The organism is Leptospira ainlahdjerensis, assembly GCF_016919175.1.
Lineage (GTDB): Bacteria > Spirochaetota > Leptospiria > Leptospirales > Leptospiraceae > Leptospira > Leptospira ainlahdjerensis.
Window position 1 is genome coordinate 97,195 of record NZ_JAFFPU010000029.1, and the last position, 17,937, is coordinate 115,131.

The following is a 17,937-nucleotide window of genomic DNA, read 5'->3' on the forward strand; positions in this document are numbered from 1 at the left end:
AAAATCGAAAAAACAAACCGCGTTCGTTAAGATCGGATCTAAGAATAGAGCCTGTTCCGCTTGTGAGAAGAACCCCCTCTTGAGGGAAACAGCGGCCGTCGGCTTATGTCTTAAATGAGCGTGATTTATCATTTTCCAATACAAAAGGTGAAGGAAGTCGTTCGGAATCGTTTTCGAAATTCAATCGATCCAAATTCTTTTTTCAAATTCTATTAGCGTTTTCGAATTAAAATTTTGATCTTTTCAAAAATCGGATGTTGATCCTCCGCATTTAGACGGTGGAAGCGCCGATCTTGAATCCAACAGTCGAGCAGGAAGTCGATTATAAGATTACAGTTCTTTCTTGTAAATCAGCGTTAAACTTTTAGTGAATTTTGCTCCAAAAAGACGTACTTTTGTCTCAATTCGAATGGGCCTTCCACTTTCGATTTTTGAAAGATCGTCTAATTGTGCTTCGTCGAAAGAAAAAGTTTTTCCGAGTTGATTCTTGTTATAGTCTCCTGTTTCTGTGATTCTTCCCGGATTGTATCGAAACAAGGAACTTGAATTCGGATTCGTTTCTGTTTGATAATTTGAAAAATTGGAAATAAAAAATTGATAGGGTCGGAAGTTTATGAAGCCAAATGTATTTCTTTTGTTTTTTGTCTTTTCCCTTTTTACATCCTCTCTTATGGCGGCGGATATCGTACGTTTAAAAAGCGGTTTGATCTACCGTGGTAAGGTGATTTTGGAGGACGATGAAAAAGTCCTCCTCGCCGAAAACGAGGACTTCATTCGATACATCAATAAAGAAAGTGTCTTTAGCGTGACCTACGAAAAAGGTCAGGATAAAGGAAAAAATTCGGTCACATCCGATAAAACCACTGCCCCTTCCAAAGCGGAGTCGACTCAGACAAATCCTTATGCGGGAATCGCGGCGCCCATCGAAAGGGAACCGCCGCACGCGGGCAGTCAAGGAAAGGATACAACGATCGACGTGACCCACGAGATCGTCTCGGACTTTATCTGGCGCGGTCTGAGTTTTTCGGGTGAAATGGCAAATCGAAGAAGAAACGAAAGTTATCCTTCGACAACGTTCGTTCCATCCTATCAGCCTACGATCAATATCAATACTCCGTTAAAGGGATTTATGGTTCAGTTTTGGGGAAACTTTCAGTTGAACGAAAGAAACGATCGAGACAGCGACGGACGTTTTCAACTTTCTCCCGGCGGAGCCGGACCCGCTTATCCGGGACAAGGGCTTCCCTTTACGGCGCCTAATCCGGATTTGGCGAATCAAAGTTGTGTTTATGAAACGCAGTCAAACGTAGCTAACGGGAATTATACGACGGGGCCTACCTGCGGCGGTTTGGCGCCTCGGCCTTATAAGGAACAAAACGGTATGAAACGTGCTGACGGTTTATTCTACGCGTTTTATTATACGTTTGAAAAAACGAGTTGGGGAAAGTTCACTGTAGGAACTTGGTTCTACAATACGTTTAACAAAAACCCCGGTTATGTTTCCGCTCCTTTGGGGGGATACAATTCCCTTGCGGCGCAAGGAGTAACAAGTTCGAACAACACTTCCAATCAGGTAACCCGGCTCGCTTGGCAGGAATATTATATCTTCTGGCAGCTTCCGTTTCTTTCCTACGTCACTCCTACCATTTCTTTTTATACTCAGATGAGTCAGGAGAACGCCGGATTGATGGCCGGTAAAAACTACCTCTCTCTTTACATGAGTCACGAATATTTCAGCGAGAAGTTTTTTAGAATTACTCCTGCGGTCAATATCGGCTACGCGATGTCGAATAACATCGTGGACAATCGAAACGGGATACAGGATATCACGAGCAGTTTGACTTTCTATTTTGGAAAGTTCTTTATCAAGGGCAATCACGTCTATAGACCGAATTTGTATATGTATGATACCGATAATTATTACGGAGCTACTGGAGGATTCGTGAACCGAAATACGAAGGACGGGTTGATCGTGGATCCTTCAAAGGTAAACGGTCCAATCAATCAGTATTTACTCGATCAAATCGCGAGTAGTCCGCTGATTCCGGACGCGGGCGACGGATCCTTAAGACAGATGATTCGAGAATCGTATTTGTTGCAGAAAATCCCCGCTCATTTGTTTTGGTTTAGTATCGGTTTTTCACACAGCTTCTAAAAAATATAAAGAGACAAATTAGTCCAGGAACATCATGAGCATACGGTTTAGAATTTCGTTATATCTTTCTCTCATTTTATTGGCGGGTAGTATTGCGATCACTACGATCAACACGATTACCACGTATTTTAAACTTACGGAAGATATCAGAGATTCCTCCTATTTGGTCGCGTCGCGATACGCTTTTGAGATTCAGGATTTTTTTGATAAGGCTCTCGGAGGTTTGAGAGGATTAGAATTCCAACTGGCCCACGCAAGACCGAGCCGGGAAGAGACGATAGAAACGTTGAAGGACCTTGCGAAATCGGATCCGAATTATTTCGGTGCCTGGTCCGTATTCGAACCCGGAAAATTCGATTCCAAAGACTCACAGTATAAAAACAAACTGGGGTATGACGCCACTGGAAGATTTATTCCTTATATCAACAAGGCCGCAGGGCAGGACAAACCGTTGGTTTTAGAGCCCGTGATTTACTATGAAAATCAGGATGCGAGCGGATATTTTTACAACGTTCCGAAAAAGACCGGGCTCGATTTTATAGCGGACCCGTTTGCGTATCCCGTTTCCGGAAAAGAAATTCTGATGATCTCAGTTGTAAAACCGGTTCGAAGAGAGGGGCAGGTTGTCGGAGTGGTCGGAATGGACATCACGATGGAGAATATGCAGAAGATGCTCGCTCCGATACGTCCGTATCAGGGAGAAGGATATCTGAGTTTGATTTCACCGGGAGGTTTTTACGCAGCAAACGGGCAAGAGCCTGGCTTGGTCGGAAAAGACATTCAAGATCCTGAATGGAAGAAAAAGATCATAGAGGGAAGTGAAAAACAGGAACTTCAGATCCTGAAAAAAGACGGGGCGACACATTTTTTCTATTCATTCTTTTTAGGAAATTACGATAAGAAATGGATTTTGGAAGTCAGCGTTCCCGATAACGTTTTCTGGAAGAATTTAGGAAGGATCATTCTGGAAACGGTAGCTTCCTCTCTGATCACGATGATTGTCATAGTAATCGTATTAAATCTAATATTCCAAAAATTGATTACGAAAGGAATCAATGCTGCGATCTCGTTCTCCGAAGAAATCGCATCCGGGAATCTCGTAGTAAACAACGGATACGAAAGAACCGATGAAATTGGAAAGTTGCTTCAATCCTTGGATCGGATGAAGAATAACATCAAAGGAATTATTTTTGAAATTAAGGGATCTTCCGAATCCTTAAACTCGACTTCGGATAAAATGGCAGAGTCCTCAAAGAATTTTTACGACGTCGCACAAGAACAGGCGTCAGCTTCCGAAGAATCCTCAGCCGCAATCGAAGAGCTTGCGGCTTCCGCGGAAAACGTGGGGGACTCGATGGTAAAGGCGATTTCGCACATGAAAGACATCGATGGAAACGTGATTCTTCTCAAAGAACAAATCGCAAGAATCAACGAAGAGATGAAGTCCTTAGCCTCGCTAGCCGGAGAATCTCAACAACAGGCGACGACCGGCGAAAGTTCGATGAATCAATCCACTAAGGCGATGGATGAAATCGGAGACAGCGCGTCAAGGATCAACGAAATTCTTTCCATCATCACCGATATTTCCGAAAAGACCAACTTACTCGCGTTAAATGCCGCGATCGAAGCCGCCAGGGCCGGAGAGGCAGGAAAAGGATTTGCCGTTGTCGCGGAAGAAATTTCCAAACTCGCATCCCAGACTTCCAATAGCGTTCAAGAGATCGGTCAGCTCGTGGAATCCACAAACCGCGCCGTTATGAACGGAACGAGCAAGGTAAAAGAAGCTTCCGGAATTCTCGCCAAGTTAAGAAGTTCCGTGGATATGTTCGGAGTTTCCGCGAAGAACGTTTTGGATTCCGTCAACACACAGGAAAAAAATACGGAAAAGATACATCAAAGCGCGAGTTCTCTTATGAGTTTCAGTCTTCAGATAGAAGAAGCAGTTCAAGAACAAAAGCGCGCTTCTGAAGAAATCACAAAGACCATCCTCAGCATTTCGGAAGGAACGCAGGATATTGCGAGCGGCGCCGATGATCTCACAGGATTTTCCGGGAATATGCACACTCAATCCGAGGCACTTCTTCGTTTGATCGATAAGTTTAAGATTTCCGAAAAGGAAGAAAGCGAATCCGATTCGAAAGGCAAGTGAAGAAGAAATCATAATTCACTCGTTGTATTCGGTAGGCTCGATACAAATCTCGTATCGTATCACAGGGGTTTATTGTAAAATATTTTATCGGAAACACGGATACGATCGGGGACCAAAATTCGATACTCACGAATGTCGAAGGATTCATGGATCGATCGATCTAAAAATATTTTCGAAAAACTGCCTGTAAAAAAGTCTAAGTATCCCGATCATTTCGGAAAGAAATCCTTTTTCGTTTTGAATTTTGCGCGCGCCGATTGACTTGATATTTCGGTGAAAGAGTAGGATCTTGCGAAGCAAAGATTGAAAGCCATCGATCCCCTTCGTTGAGCGTATCATAAAATCATTGTATAATTAAGAATGTTTGCCACGGGGCCGACTTTGACGATTAGCGATAAGCTGTTGAATCCAACTGATTACAACCCTCAAAATAAAGGACGAAAAGTTATCTTCGATCCGGGACTTTAAATAGCATTCGATCGAATCAAGGAAAACGACTTTGGATTTTCAACCAATGAAGACAATCCTCTCAATCGCTCGCAAATCTCGCTTTACGAGGATGAAATCGAGCGGATTATTGCGGAAGATCGATAGAGGTTTTATATGGAAGCAAACTTTTGGCATCAGAGGTGGAGTAAGAATGAGATCGCTTTTCACGAACGCGAAGCGAACCCGTTTTTAGTGGAATATTCAAAAAAATTAAATCTACGCGAAGGAAGTCGCGTATTCGTACCTTTATGCGGAAAGACCCTCGATATCCATTGGTTGCTTTCGAAAGGTTATCGTGTTGCGGGCGCCGAACTGAGTAAGATCGCCATAGAACAGCTGTTTGGCGAATTAGGCGTGAAACCGAAAGTCGAAAGTTTCGGAGAACTGGATCGTTATAGCGCGGAAAATATCGAAGTTTTTACGGGTGATATTTTTGATTTGTCGAATGGGATCCTTGGTTCAGTCGATGCAATTTACGATAGGGCCGCGCTCGTGGCGCTTCCGGAAAAAATGAGAGATCATTATACGGCGCATTTGATGGAAATAACGGGGAAATCGCCTCAGCTGTTGGTTTGTTATGTATATGATCAAAGTCTAATGGATGGACCTCCTTTTTCAATTCAAGAAGATGAGGTAAGACGGCACTATTCGAAGGACTATGAATTGAAACTACTCGAGAGCAAAAAAGTTGCGGGAGGATTGAAAAAAAGTCCCGCGAAAGAGAACGTCTGGTTGTTAGAAAAGATTTGATCCCGGATCGTATGGAAATTCTCTTACGTAAAGGGATCTCAAAATTTCAGGATGCAAGGAAGTAGAAAAAATGAATCCAACTCTTCGAAATATTCTATCTGTTGTCGCTGGTCTGATTTTAGGAAGTGTGGTCAATATGGGTCTGATCACCGTAAGCGGTCAGATTATTCCGGCTCCGGAAGGAGCGGACGTGACTACCATGGAAGGACTGAAAGCGTCGATACATCTGTTTCAGCCAAAACATTTTATTTTTCCGTTTTTGGCGCATGCCCTGGGGACGTTTACGGGTTCTCTTGTTACCGCTCTTGTTTGTATTCGGCAGAAAGCGAAGTTTGCGATGGCGATCGGTTTCTTTTTCTTGGCGGGAGGAATCGCTAATATTCTAATGCTTCCTTCCCCGATTTGGTTTATTGCTGTGGATCTTGTTTTGGCCTATCTTCCGATGAGTTATCTCGCGGGACGAGTTTTTCGGGAGAATTAAAGTCGCTTCTACGATCCGAATCGTATAAGAATTTCATAATTTTCTTGATCACAAGGGGTTCGGGAAAGAAAGAATTTCGATCCTATTGCTATCGACGGTTTTATAAAGAATGTTCGTCTTCGCCGGGAGATGGAAGTTTGCGTTGAAACCTAAACCGAATTTGCAAAAGAAAGATTTCCCTTAAGTGGATTTAAAATCACAATCGTTTCAATTCTTATACGGATCGAAGAAAAAATTTGGATGGAGAAGGTTTCTGGAAACGCCTTTGCGGTAGTTCTTACGGAGAGATTGGATACTTGCAAAAAGTTTAATTTTTGCAAGTAAAGAATTTTCTCTGAAATTTTCGCTCCACCCAAAAGTTCATTACGTAGCCCCGAAAGGTCGCTATCATCGCCTTGTCCGCAAGTTGAGAGGAGCAACCGACGAGAATCGTCCTACAAGAAAGATCTTTTAGGAGTTCCTACACGGGAATTATTTCTTGCAAAATTAGAATTTTGTGATAGAGAAAAGTCTCTTGATTTTTTTCCGCCACCCACCCCACCACCCAAGTTTTGGGCGGGGCGCGCGAGTTTCACAGTAGAATTGTCGTAGTTACGACATTTTTTTTCTGAAGATTTTCTAAAGTTGTGGATAAGGATGGGGAGGACGTAGGGTGGGCGACTTGCACGAAAGACCGCCCTAAGACGAGAGATTTCGTCTGCGTAAAACGTAAGGATTTTTAAAAAAACGCAGCGCAGGAAATTGCAAAAAGAAATCTTATTTTGACATCCAAATACTAGTGTTTCTTTTGAAACAATCGATCTAAGAATTCTTTCTGTTTGCGGCAACGTTCTTCGAGGATCCCGTTTTTCATTTCAAAAACTGTGATTTGGTCCTGAAGAATTTCCAGATGCCAGATTTTTTTTTGTAAAACTGTATGTACGTAGGAAACAAAGGAGTCTGCAAAAAAATCATCTCCGTTGGTCGCGGAGTAGAGCGTGGGAAACGGAGTTTTTATTAACGTCGGATAGATTTGATTCCAATTGTTTTCGAGATCCAAAGGTTCGTCTGTGTAAAATCGAATTTTTTTCCGTAGCGGAAAGACTGAATCGTACCGGCTTTCCGATTCTCCGGTCCAAATTCCATTAGAAAATTCAAAAGTACTAAAGTCTCTTACTTTTAAACGAAAGTCGGGAACCGTCTTTTCCCGGACGGAAACGAGATGCCCGATCTCGTGCAAAAGAATGTATTCGGTCGCACGTTCCATATCGTCTTCCGCAGCGGATTCTATTTGAACCGAAATTTTTGTCTTCCTTGATCGAAAGGGTGAATTCTCCTTTTTTGTAATCCATCTATTTGCCGTCTGTTTCAACATTTCAGTATCTAAAAAAACGATTCCGCCGACCGGACCCCGGGAATCGTATATAAAACTGGTAAGGCCCGTTCCGCCTAAATTCTTACAAAGAATCACACGATAGAGAGATTCGTCTAAAATCGAGTTTACGGAATCCGGAAGATTCTTTCTAACAGCGAATAGGCGATTCTTCCAAGCTTCGAGATTCGATTCAGGCCGGGGAGAGTCTTGGAATCCGTCGATTCGATTCATCTCCTGGATAAAATTTTTTTCTTCCTGATCTAAGCTGAAAATTCTATTCTCCCAGCCCTTGGAGAGAGTATAACGCTCGGCTTTTGTTATTTTATGATTTGAAAAGAGTTCGGCGTACGGATTATTTCCCATTGTATTCTGAGGAGGCTTGCAAAAGAAAAATCCCAAAAAAAAGGATACGATCCAGAATATTCGGAAATGTTTTTCCAAGACACCGCAGGGCAATAAATACATAGGAAAGATTTTTCCAATGCCCTGAAAAAAAGTAAACTCGAAACCGAAGCCGAATGATTCTGGAAAAAAAAAGAAGTGGCAAACGGAATGGTTTGCGCTAATCCGGGAGGCTTATAAATTTGGACTCAAAGTTCCCAGGCTAGGGAAATTCAGAAACGATGAAGTTCTATTTCCTTTTGCCCTTGTTTCTTTTTGCGGCCTTATCTTCCAATGCGGAAACCAATCCCTGGAGTCTTCCGATTTATGAAAGAATCATCAACAGAAAACACGTTTCTCATATCGTGATCGAAACACGGACGGACCATCTTAGGGTCACACTTTTGTTAAGCGAACGTTTTCCTTACAATTATAAGGCGACTTCCGGTTCTTTTTTTATTCGAGTCAATACGGAAAAGGAAGCCTTGGAGATATCGGAAAAATTAGACAAGTATTTGGAGTCGGGTTGGAACTTAAAAATTTATCTTTCCGGATCGGAAATTACTCGCTATGACTTGGATAAAACGACTCAGTAGATTTCGATCCGGCTTTCTGAATCCCTTCACTTTTTTTGATAGGGAATTCAACTACAGCGATGCGGAAGCCTGGAAGGATCAAACTCGTATCGATCAATCCTTTATTCGACTTGCGTTTCTTCTTCATTTTACGATGTATCCGACTCTCGCGATCCCGGAAGTTCGAAACTCGGAAAGGGGAGTGTTTTATTTAGGAATTATTTTTTTGATCAACGTGATGAGTCTGGTCCTCTCCTTTCAGGAAAGGTTTCTTTCATATGTGATTCAGATTTCAAACGTCGCGATCATCTTTTTGATGATGAATCTTTTTCACGAATCCTTTTACAGCTTTCAAGATTTGGAAAGCCTGCAGATTTATAATAATTACTTTTTACTTATTTCTCTCATCGTGATTTTTCAGATGTTTCGTTTGAAAAAAGGATCCTGTTTTTTTACGGGAATCATCGCCATTGCTCTTCATATCTTTTTTGTTTCGATCAAAAGAATCGAACTCGGCTTGGATGAATTTCCCCGAATTCTTTTTGTTCCCGACGTCGTTTACGGACTTTGTATCGTCATAGGGACTTCTTCCGTGATTATCGTAAAAAGACTGATCTCGATTTCGTCCGAATTGGATCTGGAATACAAATACATCCAGCAGGATCTTACGATTGCAAAACAGGTTCAAGAAAATCTTTTTCCGGGAAGATTGAGCATCAAAGGGATTCGTTACGAGGTGATGAGAATCACTCCGAATCATATCGGAGGGGATTTTTTCGACTTCGTTCAATTGAGAGAAGGAAACACCGGTATCTTTTTAACCGATATCGCTGGGCACGGGATAGCTTCGGCCTTGGTGGCGTCCATGGTAAAGATTATGGTTTCGACGATGCCTTATATTTTAAAAGTACATCCTTCTCGTTTGATGGATTATATAGACGAATCCTTACAAAAACAGTTTCAATCTTATCACGCTTCCGCGATCTATATGTTTATGGATTTTATTTCCAAAGAGATCACGTTTTCCAACGCGGGACATCCGTATTTGATCCACGGATCTTTTAAGAAAGAATTTTCTGAAATCGAAACCGAAGGTGCGATTCTTGGTTTCGGAATCAAAAAGCCGATTGCGGAACAGGTAAAACTCCCGCTCTTAGAAGACGATCGCTTCTTCTTATACACTGACGGGCTGATAGAAAACAAAAATGAGGAAGGAAAACAGCTTGGAACGGAAGGCCTCTTAGAAATATTGAATGAGAATCGATTCGAAAAGGATCTGGTCGTCTTCAAAGCCAACGTTCAGAAGTCGGTGGAGAAATTTTTCGGAAACGTAACACTGGAGGATGACACCCTCTTTCTCATCGTAGAAGTGGAGTAATAGAAAGAATGAGTGAAAAATTAATCAACGTAAACAAAGAAGGGCAAGTCGCAATTCTTACCATCCAAAGACCGTCCGCGCTCAATGCGTTGAATAGAGAAGTCTTGACTCAAATAGGTCAAGAAATCGATACTTTGGAAAAAGATAGAAATATTCGTGTGATGATTTTTACCGGAGAAGGAAAAGCATTCGTCGCCGGAGCCGACATCGCAGAGATGAAAGAACTTGGGGTTGCAGAAGGAGAGGAATTCTCCAAACTTGGGAATGGAGTATTCCAAAAATTGCATCAATCCAGAATCGTTTCCATCGCCGCTATCAACGGATTCGCGTTGGGCGGTGGAATGGAACTCACACTTGCTTGTGATATGAGAATCGGTACCGAAAAGGCAAAATTAGGATTACCGGAAGTTTCTCTTGGTCTCATTCCTGGATTCGGAGGAACTCAGAGACTCGCGAGACTCATCGGATACGGGAGAGCGATCGAACTCGTTTTGACCGGGGAGATGATAACTGCGGAAGAAGGTTATAGAATCGGAATTCTCAACAAACTCGTAAAAGAAGGGGACGATCTATTAGGAGTTTGTAAAATGATTGCGAATTCCATCTTGAAAAAAGGACCGCAGGCGATCGAAAGGGTGAAAAAAACGATCCAGCAAGGTCTTAACGTTTCTCTCAAAGAAGGAATCTCGATCGAAGAAAAAGCTTTCGGCTCCTGTTTCGACGGAGGTCAATCGAAAGAGGGAATGACCTCATTCTTAGAAAAAAGGTCTCCAAATTTTTAGTCTTTCCGAAATTTCGAGAAAGAATTTAAGAACTCCGGCTTGTCGGAGTTCCGACGCGGGGATTTGTGCTTGCAAGATTAGAATTTTGTGATAGAGGAGAATTTCCGGAACTTTTTCCACCACCCGCCCCTCCACCCAAGATCAGGGTGGGGCGCGCGTCTTCACGAAGGATTGTCGGAGTTCCGACGGCGGGGATTTGTGCTTGCAAGATTAGAATTTTGTGATAGAGGAGAATTTCCGGAACTTTTTCCACCACCCGCCCCTCCACCCAAGGTCAGGGTGGGGCGCGCGTCTTCACGGAGGATTGTCGGAGTTCCGACGGATTTATCTTAAAGATTCAAAAAAATTTTGAATAAGCTTCTGAGATTTGGATGGAGGGGAGAAAGAGCTTAAAATATCGGAAATTTTCGTCTCTCTCGGAATTGCGACAACTCTAAGAAAAACGGAAATCCGGATCTTCTTCCCGATGTAAAATTCAAAGAAAAAAAGAAAATATGTTTCAACTAAAATCTAAAAATATTCCTATTCTTCTTTTTCTCTTCGCCGTTTCATACAACGTAGATGCAAAAGACATTGAAAAAATTACGATCTTCGTGGACGAGCATCCGCTTCTTGTAGAAGTCGTGAGTACTCCAGCCGATCGCGCTCGCGGCCTGATGTATCGAAAATCTTTGGGTGAAAATGAGGGAATGCTTTTTGTTTTTTCGGAACCGGACTATCTAAGTTTTTGGATGAAGAATACTTGGATTCCTCTGAGCATCGCGTACTTTAATCGCGACAAAAGAATCACCGATATTCACGACATGAAACCGAACCAGACAAAAGAACTTTATCATTCGAGCGAAAAGGCTTTGTATGCTTTGGAAGTCAATCAGGGATGGTTCGTAAAAAGAAAGATCAGCAAGTTCGGAGTTTTGAAAATTCCGGATCGAGTCAGAGCGGCTCAGTAATCAGGGACGAATCCCTGATTACTTATAAAATTCTTAAAGGGCTTCGGCTGTCAGTTTTGCTTCCAATTCGTTTAACGTTTTGGTTTCGATCACTTTTGTGGACTTCAGCTTTCCTTGTTCCGCCATTTTTAGAATGGTCTTTGAACCGATCGTTTCCGCGCTAACCGCGATTTCTTCCAGCTTTCCGTTCTTTTCTACGTAAAACTTTCCAGGCTCTGATCGAAGAGTGGAAAGATATTGCGATTTTCCGTCTTTTTCAACCTGAAGATCCAGTCTGCTTCCAAAATTAGAATAGGTTAAAGTCAGCTTCTCACCTTGTTCTTCGAAAGTTTTTACGTATTTTCCATCTTTATCATATTCGTTGTAACCGACCGGATTGCTTCCAGACCAGAATTCGATGAGGTTGAATAGAACGATGTCAAAGAAAAAACCAACCGCGTAAAGAATGCTAAACGGAAAATACATTACGAGAGTTTTGATAATCTTCGCGAGCAGCCCGCTTCCGATATTGAAACCTTCGTTTACGTCATACACTTTTTTGACGATGGCAAATTTACCGAAACAATTTGCGAATGAAAGAAGGGTGATCATCGGAATGAGGAGAACGACGAGAGACTTACGAAACTTATTTTGTTGCATGAAAAACAACTCCTTGGTCAGATTTCTGAGAATTGAATCCTTGAATCGAAATTTATGCAAGATTTTTCTTTTTTCAAGCTGGAGAAATTCGAGCGGGAAGGTAAATTGCGGGAGTTCATAATTCCTTGACCGGATCCAGGTGCGGAAAAACATGAGAGGAACATCGGGAGTAGAAGTTTGCTTTTTCCTACTTTAGAATTTTTTGTATTTTTTGTCTTCGTATTCCTGATCTACTGGTATATCATTCCCTTTTTCTTCGGGAAGGACGCGAGAGCTCTCACCGTTACCCACAGTTTTCTTCTTATCGTAAGTTACTATTTTTACATGAGTTGGGATTGGAGATTCGGGGGACTGATTCTTCTTTCCACCGTGATCGACTTCGTGCTTGCGGAAAGAATTCACGCGAGCGAGAATAAGGAAACCAAATTTTTTCTCATCACGATCAGCTTAATTCTCAATCTTGTCTTCATTCTAGGTTTTTTTAAATACTATAATTTTTTCGCGAATTCGCTCAATTTATTTCTAACAACGTTAGGAGCCGGAAATTCTCTTCCGATTATAAACATCATCCTTCCAGTTGGAATTTCTTTTTATACGTTTCAATCTTTGAGTTATACAATCGATGTCTATCGAGGACAAATTCTTCCGGAAAAGAGCTTCTTAAGATTTGCACTGTTTGTTTCGTTTTTTCCCCAGCTTGTAGCAGGTCCGATCGTAACTGCGAGAACCTTTCTTCCGCAGATGAATTCGGTTAAGAATATGACCGAGATTCCGTTCCGAATCGCGATCCGTTTTTTTATTCTCGGCTATATTAAGAAAGTTGTAATTTCCGATAACGTCTCTCCGATCGTTGATTTGATTTTTGGTCAGCCGGAAAAATTCGGAACGGCCGCGCTTTGGCTCGCTGCGACTTTGTTTATGATTCAGATCTACTGCGATTTTAGCGGTTACACGGACATGGCTTATTCTGCGGCGCTTCTTTTGGGGTATGAACTTCCGGAAAATTTTAGGATGCCTTTTACCGCGAGAAGTATTACCGAATATTGGAGGAGATGGCATATTACTCTTTCGACCTGGCTTCGGGATTACGTCTATATCTCGTTAGGTGGAAATCGAGCCGGCGTTTTCCGCCACAGATTTAATCTTTGGTTTACTATGTTTATCGCCGGATTTTGGCACGGTGCGAATTGGACTTTTATCGTTTGGGGAAGCTGTCAGGGAACCCTTCTTTTGATCGAAGCCATTTACTCAAATATTAAGGAGAGACATTTTCCGAACTTTAGAATTCTTCCGGAAAAGATATTAGCGCCGATACAAATATTCTTGGCAAATTTCGTTTCCGTTGCAGTAGGAACTTGTTTTCGCTCCGAATCCCTTGCGAAAGAATGGGTCATGGTAAAAACGATGTTTGTTTATTCCGAAGGTGGTTTGCGTCCTTATATGTTGAAGACCGGAATTCCGGTGATTCTCACCGTTTTTATCGGACAGTGGCTTGGGCATTTGATCTTTGAAAAAAAGAAAAACTGGGAAATTCCGGTATGGCTTGAGTTCACATTCTATCCCGTATTGTTTGTCGGGTTGGCTCTTTTGACTCCGGATTTAGAAGTTCCTTTTATCTACTTTCAGTTCTGATCATCTATTAAGCGACTTCGTCTAACAAATGTTCTTCGCAAGCAGGTTTTGTTTTGTGGATTCCCTTTGAATATTCTAAGAATTTCAAAATGAAAATCCTTCTCGACAAACATTCATTCTGCTGTAACTCTGATCTGGATGTCCGGAAACCCTGATCAACAGCCGAGAAGCCATCGATACTATCCGGGTGTTTATGCGGACTATATCATACAAATCGAATTCGGTTTAATCACACTTCATGCAAAACTCGGAAATATTTCCGAAACCGGAATCTGTTTGATTTTTAACGGAGAAGATTTGGATCCTACGGAGCCTGTTTACGGGTCCGTCATCGAAAAAAAAACGGCCAGACGTCTTGAATTTGAAGGAGACATTGTGTGGTCCGGACCGGAGACGATCGATCATAAGTTACGATTCGTCTACGGACTTCGTTTTCGAGCGCCTATGATTCTTACGGAAACTCTTGTTCTGATCAATCTTTCGCTCCAGGATCCTTAAACCATTCTTCTTTCTTTCTATTTTTCCGGATTGCCATATCCGCTTCCTTAAGGATCTTTGAATTCAGGATTCAACTTCTACAAGCATGGACCAAAAACAAATCATTCCAAAAAAACCGACCCTGAGGGAAATCGAAATCGGTCTTCTAAAAAAGATCAAAGAAGGCGATGACGAGGCCTATATTCAGCTCGTAAATCCATTCCGGGAGAGACTTTTTCGAAAGGCCATCTCCATGGTGAAAGACGGAGATGACGCTGAGGATATCGTGCAAGACGCATTGATTTCCGGATATCGATCCATTCGTAATTTTAGAGCAGAATCCGGCGTTTATACATGGTTGTATCGGATCGTCGTCAACAAATCTAAGGACTTGTTAGCGAAACGGAAACGAGCTAAAGAGAATTCCATGGACGATAAGGAATATCAGGTAACGGATGAGAGAGTCGGATTCGAAAAAAAAATTGAACTTAGTGATGAGTCCAACTATCTAATTAGCAAAATCAACGAGTTGGAGGATCTCTACAAAGAGGTCATCGAACTCAGATATTTCGAGGAAATGTCCTACGCTGAAATCGCAGAGGTTTTAGGAACGAACGTAGGAACCGTGAAGAGCAGGCTCTTTAAGGCAAAAGAATTCTTGAAACATTTGATTTTACAAGACGGCAAAGGTGAAGGATATTTCAGGTAGAAAAAGATGAAAAGTTTACATTCAAAATTCAAGGTTCCGCTCTTTTTGAGAAAGGAAGACGGGGATCTGCTTAAGATTGAGAATTCTCTCGTAAAGACGATGTCCGAACTCAGAAACAAAGAACTCAGCTCCATCATGCTGAGTGAAGAATTCTCCCTCCGATTGAAAAACCAACTCCAACAGATAGAACCCGAACCCGAAAGTGGATGGGAAAGAATCCGAGAGAATGTCCTTTCCAACCGCGGTTTGCAGCTTTCCTTCTCCGCTATTCTAGCATTGGCAATCGTATTCGTTTCTTACAATCGTTTTCAATCTCCTTCGTCTCCTTCTTTAACGGAAAGATCCGGAACCGTTTTCGATTCGAAGGATTCGGGGAGTTTCAAGGATATTCCTTCCTCCGGTTCCTTTTCATCTTCGATAGACGAAGCTCTTCTCAAACAAATTCCTGCGAGCTCAGAAGCAAAAAAGACTTTAGATTCTCTTCAGAGATATTTTTCTGAAAAAGGTGATCTCAGAACTGTGGAAGAGCTCGGAAAAATTATAGAGAAGACCCAAGGGAAATAATTTCTTTTTTTAGTTCTTCTTCCTCCTTCCACAGATCTCAACAATTTGCCGTCCTTTTTTCAGGACGGCAAATTTTCATCGACTCTCTCTCAATCGGTTTTTTGAAGAAAGTGAGAATGGTTTGTTGTTCTCACGAACGTAGGATCTCACACATTTTCGAAGCGTTCTTGAAAGTGAGAATGGTTTGTTGTTCTCGCGAACGTAGGATCTCACACATTTTCGGACGTTCTTGAAAGGAGCGCCTACGCAGATATCATTCTTCCGACAAACAAGAATCCAAAAAAATGTGTTCGGACTTCCGGTTTGAGTTTCCCGAACATTTTAGAATCGACCCGAGTCGGTCTGGAAGGTTCTTTTCAATGAATTCTGAAAAAAGGATCTTGAAAGTGAAAAAGATCGAGTCAAAACTCAAAAAAAAACAAGGATCAAAGTTTTATTTTCGAATCCCGTCTTGTCTCCTCTGAAAAAAGCCGGGATCCACGAGATCGAGAATCCTTTTGGATTCCTGGTAAATTTCACTGTATTGCATTCCCCTACATACGTCCAAAATCAAGCAGGCGTGTTGGAGAATCCTGCAGCGAATCTTAAAATCATAAAGATCCTTTCTGGAATTCAAAGTATCTTTGAGACGAATTAAGTTTTTATAATATTCTAAAAGTTCCTTTTCGGAATAATTTCTCGTCTCTTCAAAAATTCCTCTTTCCGCAAGAACGACTGGAAGCACTTCTTTGAGATCCGATTCTTCTTGATAGGAACTTTTCAAGGTTTCGATCCAGTTTAGAATCGGTTCCGACTTGATCACCGAGAGTGGGGCGGCGGTAGGATCTTTGAGAAAGGCTTCCCGAAACAAGATGAGAGCTCTTCTTTCCTCTCCGGTTTGAAAAAGAGATTCCGCACGAAGATAGAGAAACTCCGGCGAATTTCTTTCCACGGAAGAGGCGTAGTTCAAAATTTCGAGCGCGTTTCTATAATCCCGAAAACGGATCAATTCACGAATAAGCCCCAAGAGCGCGGAAGGATCCTGAAAATGCAGACCTTCTCTTTGCACCGAGATCTTTAACTGATCCACTGCTTCGGAAAGGACAGATTCAGAAATACAACGAAACGAAGAAGTTCCCGAAAATTTTTTGAGTTCGAATGCGTTTTGAAAATCGGAAAAATATTGAATCAGAAGGTGGCTTCTTTCCCTTCCTTCCTTTGCATTGTGAATCCGATCGAGTCTATTGTCCCAATACGATGCAATGAAGAATCCGGCGATCACCTCAGGATGTTCGGGGTCTTCGTTTAAGAGAGAATCAAAATTCTTCTTTGCCTTTTCAAAATCTCCGTCGGAAAGATACTGATTTGCTTCTTCTAATTTTCTGGAAAAGGACATTGAGAATTTCTTTTTGGATTGAGATCCGGTGGAGACTCCACCGGAGCGAGGCACTTTCGAAATCGAATCAGTGAGTGGCTTTCTTATCGTGATGTTTGCTGACTTGTTTGACGATCTTGTCTTCCAGGCCGTCTATACAAGCGTAGATATCTTTGTTGGAATTTTGTGCGTTGAATTTGTTTCCATCTCCGTGAAGATTGAGATTCGCGCTGACTTCTCCATGGATCATTTCAAAAGAAATCTCGAACGATTGAACGGAATGGAGATACTTTGAAACTCGATCCAATTTACTATCCGCATATTCTTCGGCGGCTTTCGAATGATCGACATTCTTCCAGTTATAATTTATTTTCATAGGCGGCTCCGAATTTTTTTTGACCGGATCGTTTAGACAAAGAGAGGAGTCAGAAAATGTCAGGATCCGGGATTTCAGGTTAGTCTTGAAAGGAGAAGAGTCAAATCAAAAAAAAATCCCGCCCTTTCGGGCGGGCCAAGTCAGTTAGAACTAGAGATGGGATGAATTAATGGGCTCAAGTTACTTGAGTTATTGCGCGTTCGCAACGTTCTCCATGTGGATGGAACAAGCTTCTTGATATTTTTTATAAGCTTCTTCTTCAGCATTGAGGGCCGCGTCGATATCCCCGATTTTTTGATAGATTGAAATTACATTCTTAATGTTCTCAAGGGCTTGGCAGGATTTTCCTTGGCGAAACTCAGAAATGGATTTGAGGTAGAGAACCAAAGCGTAACCGGAAGATTCTTTTTCTCCCATTTTCTCACGGACATTGAGGGATTGGTTATAAAGATCGATCGCCGAGTTGTAATCTCTCACTTTTTGTTTGAGACTTCCCAGAGCACTGAGTTTGTTTGCAAGTTGAATATCGTTCTCGGGTGTAAACTTAATAAGCTCTTCCTCGACCTTTTGGGCCTCTGGCATAGCATAAAGTCCAGTAAAAATGCTTAAAAAGAGAGCAGCTGTTATAAACTTGTTCATCTTATCACCCCTAAATCCGTCTTCTGTATAGATATATGCAAGTGCCGTGCCAATTTTTGGGAAGAATCTCAGATTCTTTCTTTTTTTTCTGGTTCTGGGGAGG

Annotated in this window: 18 protein-coding genes; 12 read left to right on the forward strand and 6 right to left on the reverse strand. The window is 41.9% G+C overall.

Annotation, left to right across the window (positions count from 1 at the left end):
• Nucleotides 1–613 precede the first annotated feature (613 nt).
• The 4 genes from JWG45_RS07645 (at nucleotide 614) to JWG45_RS07660 (ending at nucleotide 6,024) form a co-directional block, all read left to right on the forward strand.
• Complete coding sequence (locus tag JWG45_RS07645) at nucleotides 614–2,155, forward strand: LA_0442/LA_0875 N-terminal domain-containing protein (protein ID WP_205279166.1); 1,542 nt, start codon at nucleotides 614–616, stop codon at nucleotides 2,153–2,155.
• A gap of 34 nt (nucleotides 2,156–2,189) precedes the next feature.
• Complete coding sequence (locus JWG45_RS07650; RefSeq protein WP_205279167.1) at nucleotides 2,190–4,304, forward strand: methyl-accepting chemotaxis protein; 2,115 nt, start codon at nucleotides 2,190–2,192, stop codon at nucleotides 4,302–4,304.
• A 603-nt stretch (nucleotides 4,305–4,907) separates the two neighbouring features.
• Nucleotides 4,908–5,543: a thiopurine S-methyltransferase gene (tmpT, locus tag JWG45_RS07655; RefSeq protein ID WP_205279168.1), complete on the forward strand. Its 636-nt coding sequence runs from the start codon at nucleotides 4,908–4,910 to the stop codon at nucleotides 5,541–5,543.
• 70 nt (nucleotides 5,544–5,613) lie between these two features.
• Nucleotides 5,614–6,024: a hypothetical protein gene (locus tag JWG45_RS07660; RefSeq protein WP_205279169.1), complete on the forward strand. Its 411-nt coding sequence runs from the start codon at nucleotides 5,614–5,616 to the stop codon at nucleotides 6,022–6,024.
• A gap of 775 nt (nucleotides 6,025–6,799) precedes the next feature.
• Here JWG45_RS07660 and JWG45_RS07665 read toward each other — a convergent pair.
• Nucleotides 6,800–7,843, reverse strand: coding sequence for a hypothetical protein (locus JWG45_RS07665; RefSeq protein WP_232380579.1), 1,044 nt, complete (start codon nucleotides 7,841–7,843; stop codon nucleotides 6,800–6,802).
• Nucleotides 7,844–8,001: 158 nt separating this feature from the next.
• Between JWG45_RS07665 and JWG45_RS07670 the strand changes: the two genes are divergently transcribed.
• Genes JWG45_RS07670 through JWG45_RS07680 form a run of 3 tightly spaced genes read left to right on the forward strand, consistent with a single transcriptional unit; the run spans nucleotide 8,002 to nucleotide 10,494 of the window.
• Entirely contained in the window at nucleotides 8,002–8,355 is a 354-nt protein-coding gene (locus JWG45_RS07670) for a hypothetical protein (protein WP_205279170.1), read from the forward strand.
• Complete coding sequence (locus JWG45_RS07675; protein WP_205279171.1) at nucleotides 8,330–9,712, forward strand: PP2C family protein-serine/threonine phosphatase; 1,383 nt, start codon at nucleotides 8,330–8,332, stop codon at nucleotides 9,710–9,712. The genes JWG45_RS07670 and JWG45_RS07675 overlap by 26 nt, the downstream gene beginning before the upstream one ends.
• 8 nt (nucleotides 9,713–9,720) lie before the next feature.
• The gene (locus JWG45_RS07680; protein WP_205279172.1) at nucleotides 9,721–10,494 is read left to right on the forward strand and encodes an enoyl-CoA hydratase-related protein; all 774 of its coding nucleotides are present in this window, start codon (nucleotides 9,721–9,723) and stop codon (nucleotides 10,492–10,494) included.
• A gap of 25 nt (nucleotides 10,495–10,519) precedes the next feature.
• Here JWG45_RS07680 and JWG45_RS07685 read toward each other — a convergent pair whose 3' ends face one another.
• Nucleotides 10,520–10,747 carry a hypothetical protein gene (locus tag JWG45_RS07685; protein WP_205279173.1) on the reverse strand — a complete coding sequence of 76 codons (228 nt, stop codon included), beginning with the start codon at nucleotides 10,745–10,747 and terminating at the stop codon, nucleotides 10,520–10,522.
• A gap of 241 nt (nucleotides 10,748–10,988) precedes the next feature.
• Here JWG45_RS07685 and JWG45_RS07690 point away from each other — a divergent pair, with 241 nt between their 5' ends.
• Complete coding sequence (locus JWG45_RS07690) at nucleotides 10,989–11,444, forward strand: DUF192 domain-containing protein (RefSeq protein ID WP_205279174.1); 456 nt, start codon at nucleotides 10,989–10,991, stop codon at nucleotides 11,442–11,444.
• A 33-nt stretch (nucleotides 11,445–11,477) separates the two neighbouring features.
• On the opposite strand, the gene JWG45_RS07695 is transcribed toward JWG45_RS07690, so the two are convergent.
• Entirely contained in the window at nucleotides 11,478–12,083 is a 606-nt protein-coding gene (locus JWG45_RS07695) for a DUF3332 domain-containing protein (RefSeq protein WP_205279175.1), read from the reverse strand.
• Between the two features lie 177 nt (nucleotides 12,084–12,260).
• Between JWG45_RS07695 and JWG45_RS07700 the strand changes: the two genes are divergently transcribed.
• From JWG45_RS07700 to JWG45_RS07715, 4 genes are all read left to right on the forward strand, one after another.
• Nucleotides 12,261–13,715, forward strand: coding sequence for an MBOAT family O-acyltransferase (locus JWG45_RS07700; protein ID WP_205279176.1), 1,455 nt, complete (start codon nucleotides 12,261–12,263; stop codon nucleotides 13,713–13,715).
• A gap of 138 nt (nucleotides 13,716–13,853) precedes the next feature.
• Nucleotides 13,854–14,213: a PilZ domain-containing protein gene (locus tag JWG45_RS07705; protein WP_205279177.1), complete on the forward strand. Its 360-nt coding sequence runs from the start codon at nucleotides 13,854–13,856 to the stop codon at nucleotides 14,211–14,213.
• Between the two features lie 85 nt (nucleotides 14,214–14,298).
• Nucleotides 14,299–14,901, forward strand: a complete 603-nt coding sequence (locus JWG45_RS07710; protein ID WP_205279178.1) for an RNA polymerase sigma factor — start codon at nucleotides 14,299–14,301, stop codon at nucleotides 14,899–14,901.
• Nucleotides 14,902–14,907: 6 nt separating this feature from the next.
• The gene (locus JWG45_RS07715; protein ID WP_205279179.1) at nucleotides 14,908–15,465 is read left to right on the forward strand and encodes an LIMLP_12425 family protein; all 558 of its coding nucleotides are present in this window, start codon (nucleotides 14,908–14,910) and stop codon (nucleotides 15,463–15,465) included.
• A gap of 433 nt (nucleotides 15,466–15,898) precedes the next feature.
• Here the strand turns inward: JWG45_RS07715 and JWG45_RS07720 are convergent, their stop codons facing one another.
• The 3 genes from JWG45_RS07720 to JWG45_RS07730 form a co-directional block, all read right to left on the reverse strand.
• A complete protein-coding gene (locus JWG45_RS07720) occupies nucleotides 15,899–16,840 on the reverse strand; it encodes a tetratricopeptide repeat protein (RefSeq protein ID WP_205279180.1) in 942 nt (313 codons plus the stop codon).
• 67 nt (nucleotides 16,841–16,907) lie between these two features.
• A complete protein-coding gene (gene hpf / locus JWG45_RS07725; protein WP_069609281.1) occupies nucleotides 16,908–17,195 on the reverse strand; it encodes a ribosome hibernation-promoting factor, HPF/YfiA family in 288 nt (95 codons plus the stop codon).
• A 189-nt stretch (nucleotides 17,196–17,384) separates the two neighbouring features.
• Nucleotides 17,385–17,834: a tetratricopeptide repeat protein gene (locus JWG45_RS07730; RefSeq protein WP_205279181.1), complete on the reverse strand. Its 450-nt coding sequence runs from the start codon at nucleotides 17,832–17,834 to the stop codon at nucleotides 17,385–17,387.
• Between the last annotated feature and the right edge of the window lie 103 nt (nucleotides 17,835–17,937).

What these genes read in the sequence shown, in the direction of transcription:
- JWG45_RS07645 (WP_205279166.1), top strand. Translation starts at nt 614, where the DNA reads ATGAAGCCAAATGTATTTCTTTTGTTTTTTGTCTTTTCCCTTTTTACA.
- JWG45_RS07650 (WP_205279167.1), top strand. Translation starts at nt 2,190, where the DNA reads ATGAGCATACGGTTTAGAATTTCGTTATATCTTTCTCTCATTTTATTG.
- tmpT (WP_205279168.1), top strand. Translation starts at nt 4,908, where the DNA reads ATGGAAGCAAACTTTTGGCATCAGAGGTGGAGTAAGAATGAGATCGCT.
- JWG45_RS07660 (WP_205279169.1), top strand. Translation starts at nt 5,614, where the DNA reads ATGAATCCAACTCTTCGAAATATTCTATCTGTTGTCGCTGGTCTGATT.
- JWG45_RS07665 (WP_232380579.1), bottom strand. Translation starts at nt 7,843, where the DNA reads ATGTATTTATTGCCCTGCGGTGTCTTGGAAAAACATTTCCGAATATTC.
- JWG45_RS07670 (WP_205279170.1), top strand. Translation starts at nt 8,002, where the DNA reads ATGAAGTTCTATTTCCTTTTGCCCTTGTTTCTTTTTGCGGCCTTATCT.
- JWG45_RS07675 (WP_205279171.1), top strand. Translation starts at nt 8,330, where the DNA reads ATGACTTGGATAAAACGACTCAGTAGATTTCGATCCGGCTTTCTGAAT.
- JWG45_RS07680 (WP_205279172.1), top strand. Translation starts at nt 9,721, where the DNA reads ATGAGTGAAAAATTAATCAACGTAAACAAAGAAGGGCAAGTCGCAATT.
- JWG45_RS07690 (WP_205279174.1), top strand. Translation starts at nt 10,989, where the DNA reads ATGTTTCAACTAAAATCTAAAAATATTCCTATTCTTCTTTTTCTCTTC.
- JWG45_RS07695 (WP_205279175.1), bottom strand. Translation starts at nt 12,083, where the DNA reads ATGCAACAAAATAAGTTTCGTAAGTCTCTCGTCGTTCTCCTCATTCCG.
- JWG45_RS07705 (WP_205279177.1), top strand. Translation starts at nt 13,854, where the DNA reads ATGTCCGGAAACCCTGATCAACAGCCGAGAAGCCATCGATACTATCCG.
- JWG45_RS07710 (WP_205279178.1), top strand. Translation starts at nt 14,299, where the DNA reads ATGGACCAAAAACAAATCATTCCAAAAAAACCGACCCTGAGGGAAATC.
- JWG45_RS07715 (WP_205279179.1), top strand. Translation starts at nt 14,908, where the DNA reads ATGAAAAGTTTACATTCAAAATTCAAGGTTCCGCTCTTTTTGAGAAAG.
- JWG45_RS07720 (WP_205279180.1), bottom strand. Translation starts at nt 16,840, where the DNA reads ATGTCCTTTTCCAGAAAATTAGAAGAAGCAAATCAGTATCTTTCCGAC.
- hpf (WP_069609281.1), bottom strand. Translation starts at nt 17,195, where the DNA reads ATGAAAATAAATTATAACTGGAAGAATGTCGATCATTCGAAAGCCGCC.
- JWG45_RS07730 (WP_205279181.1), bottom strand. Translation starts at nt 17,834, where the DNA reads ATGAACAAGTTTATAACAGCTGCTCTCTTTTTAAGCATTTTTACTGGA.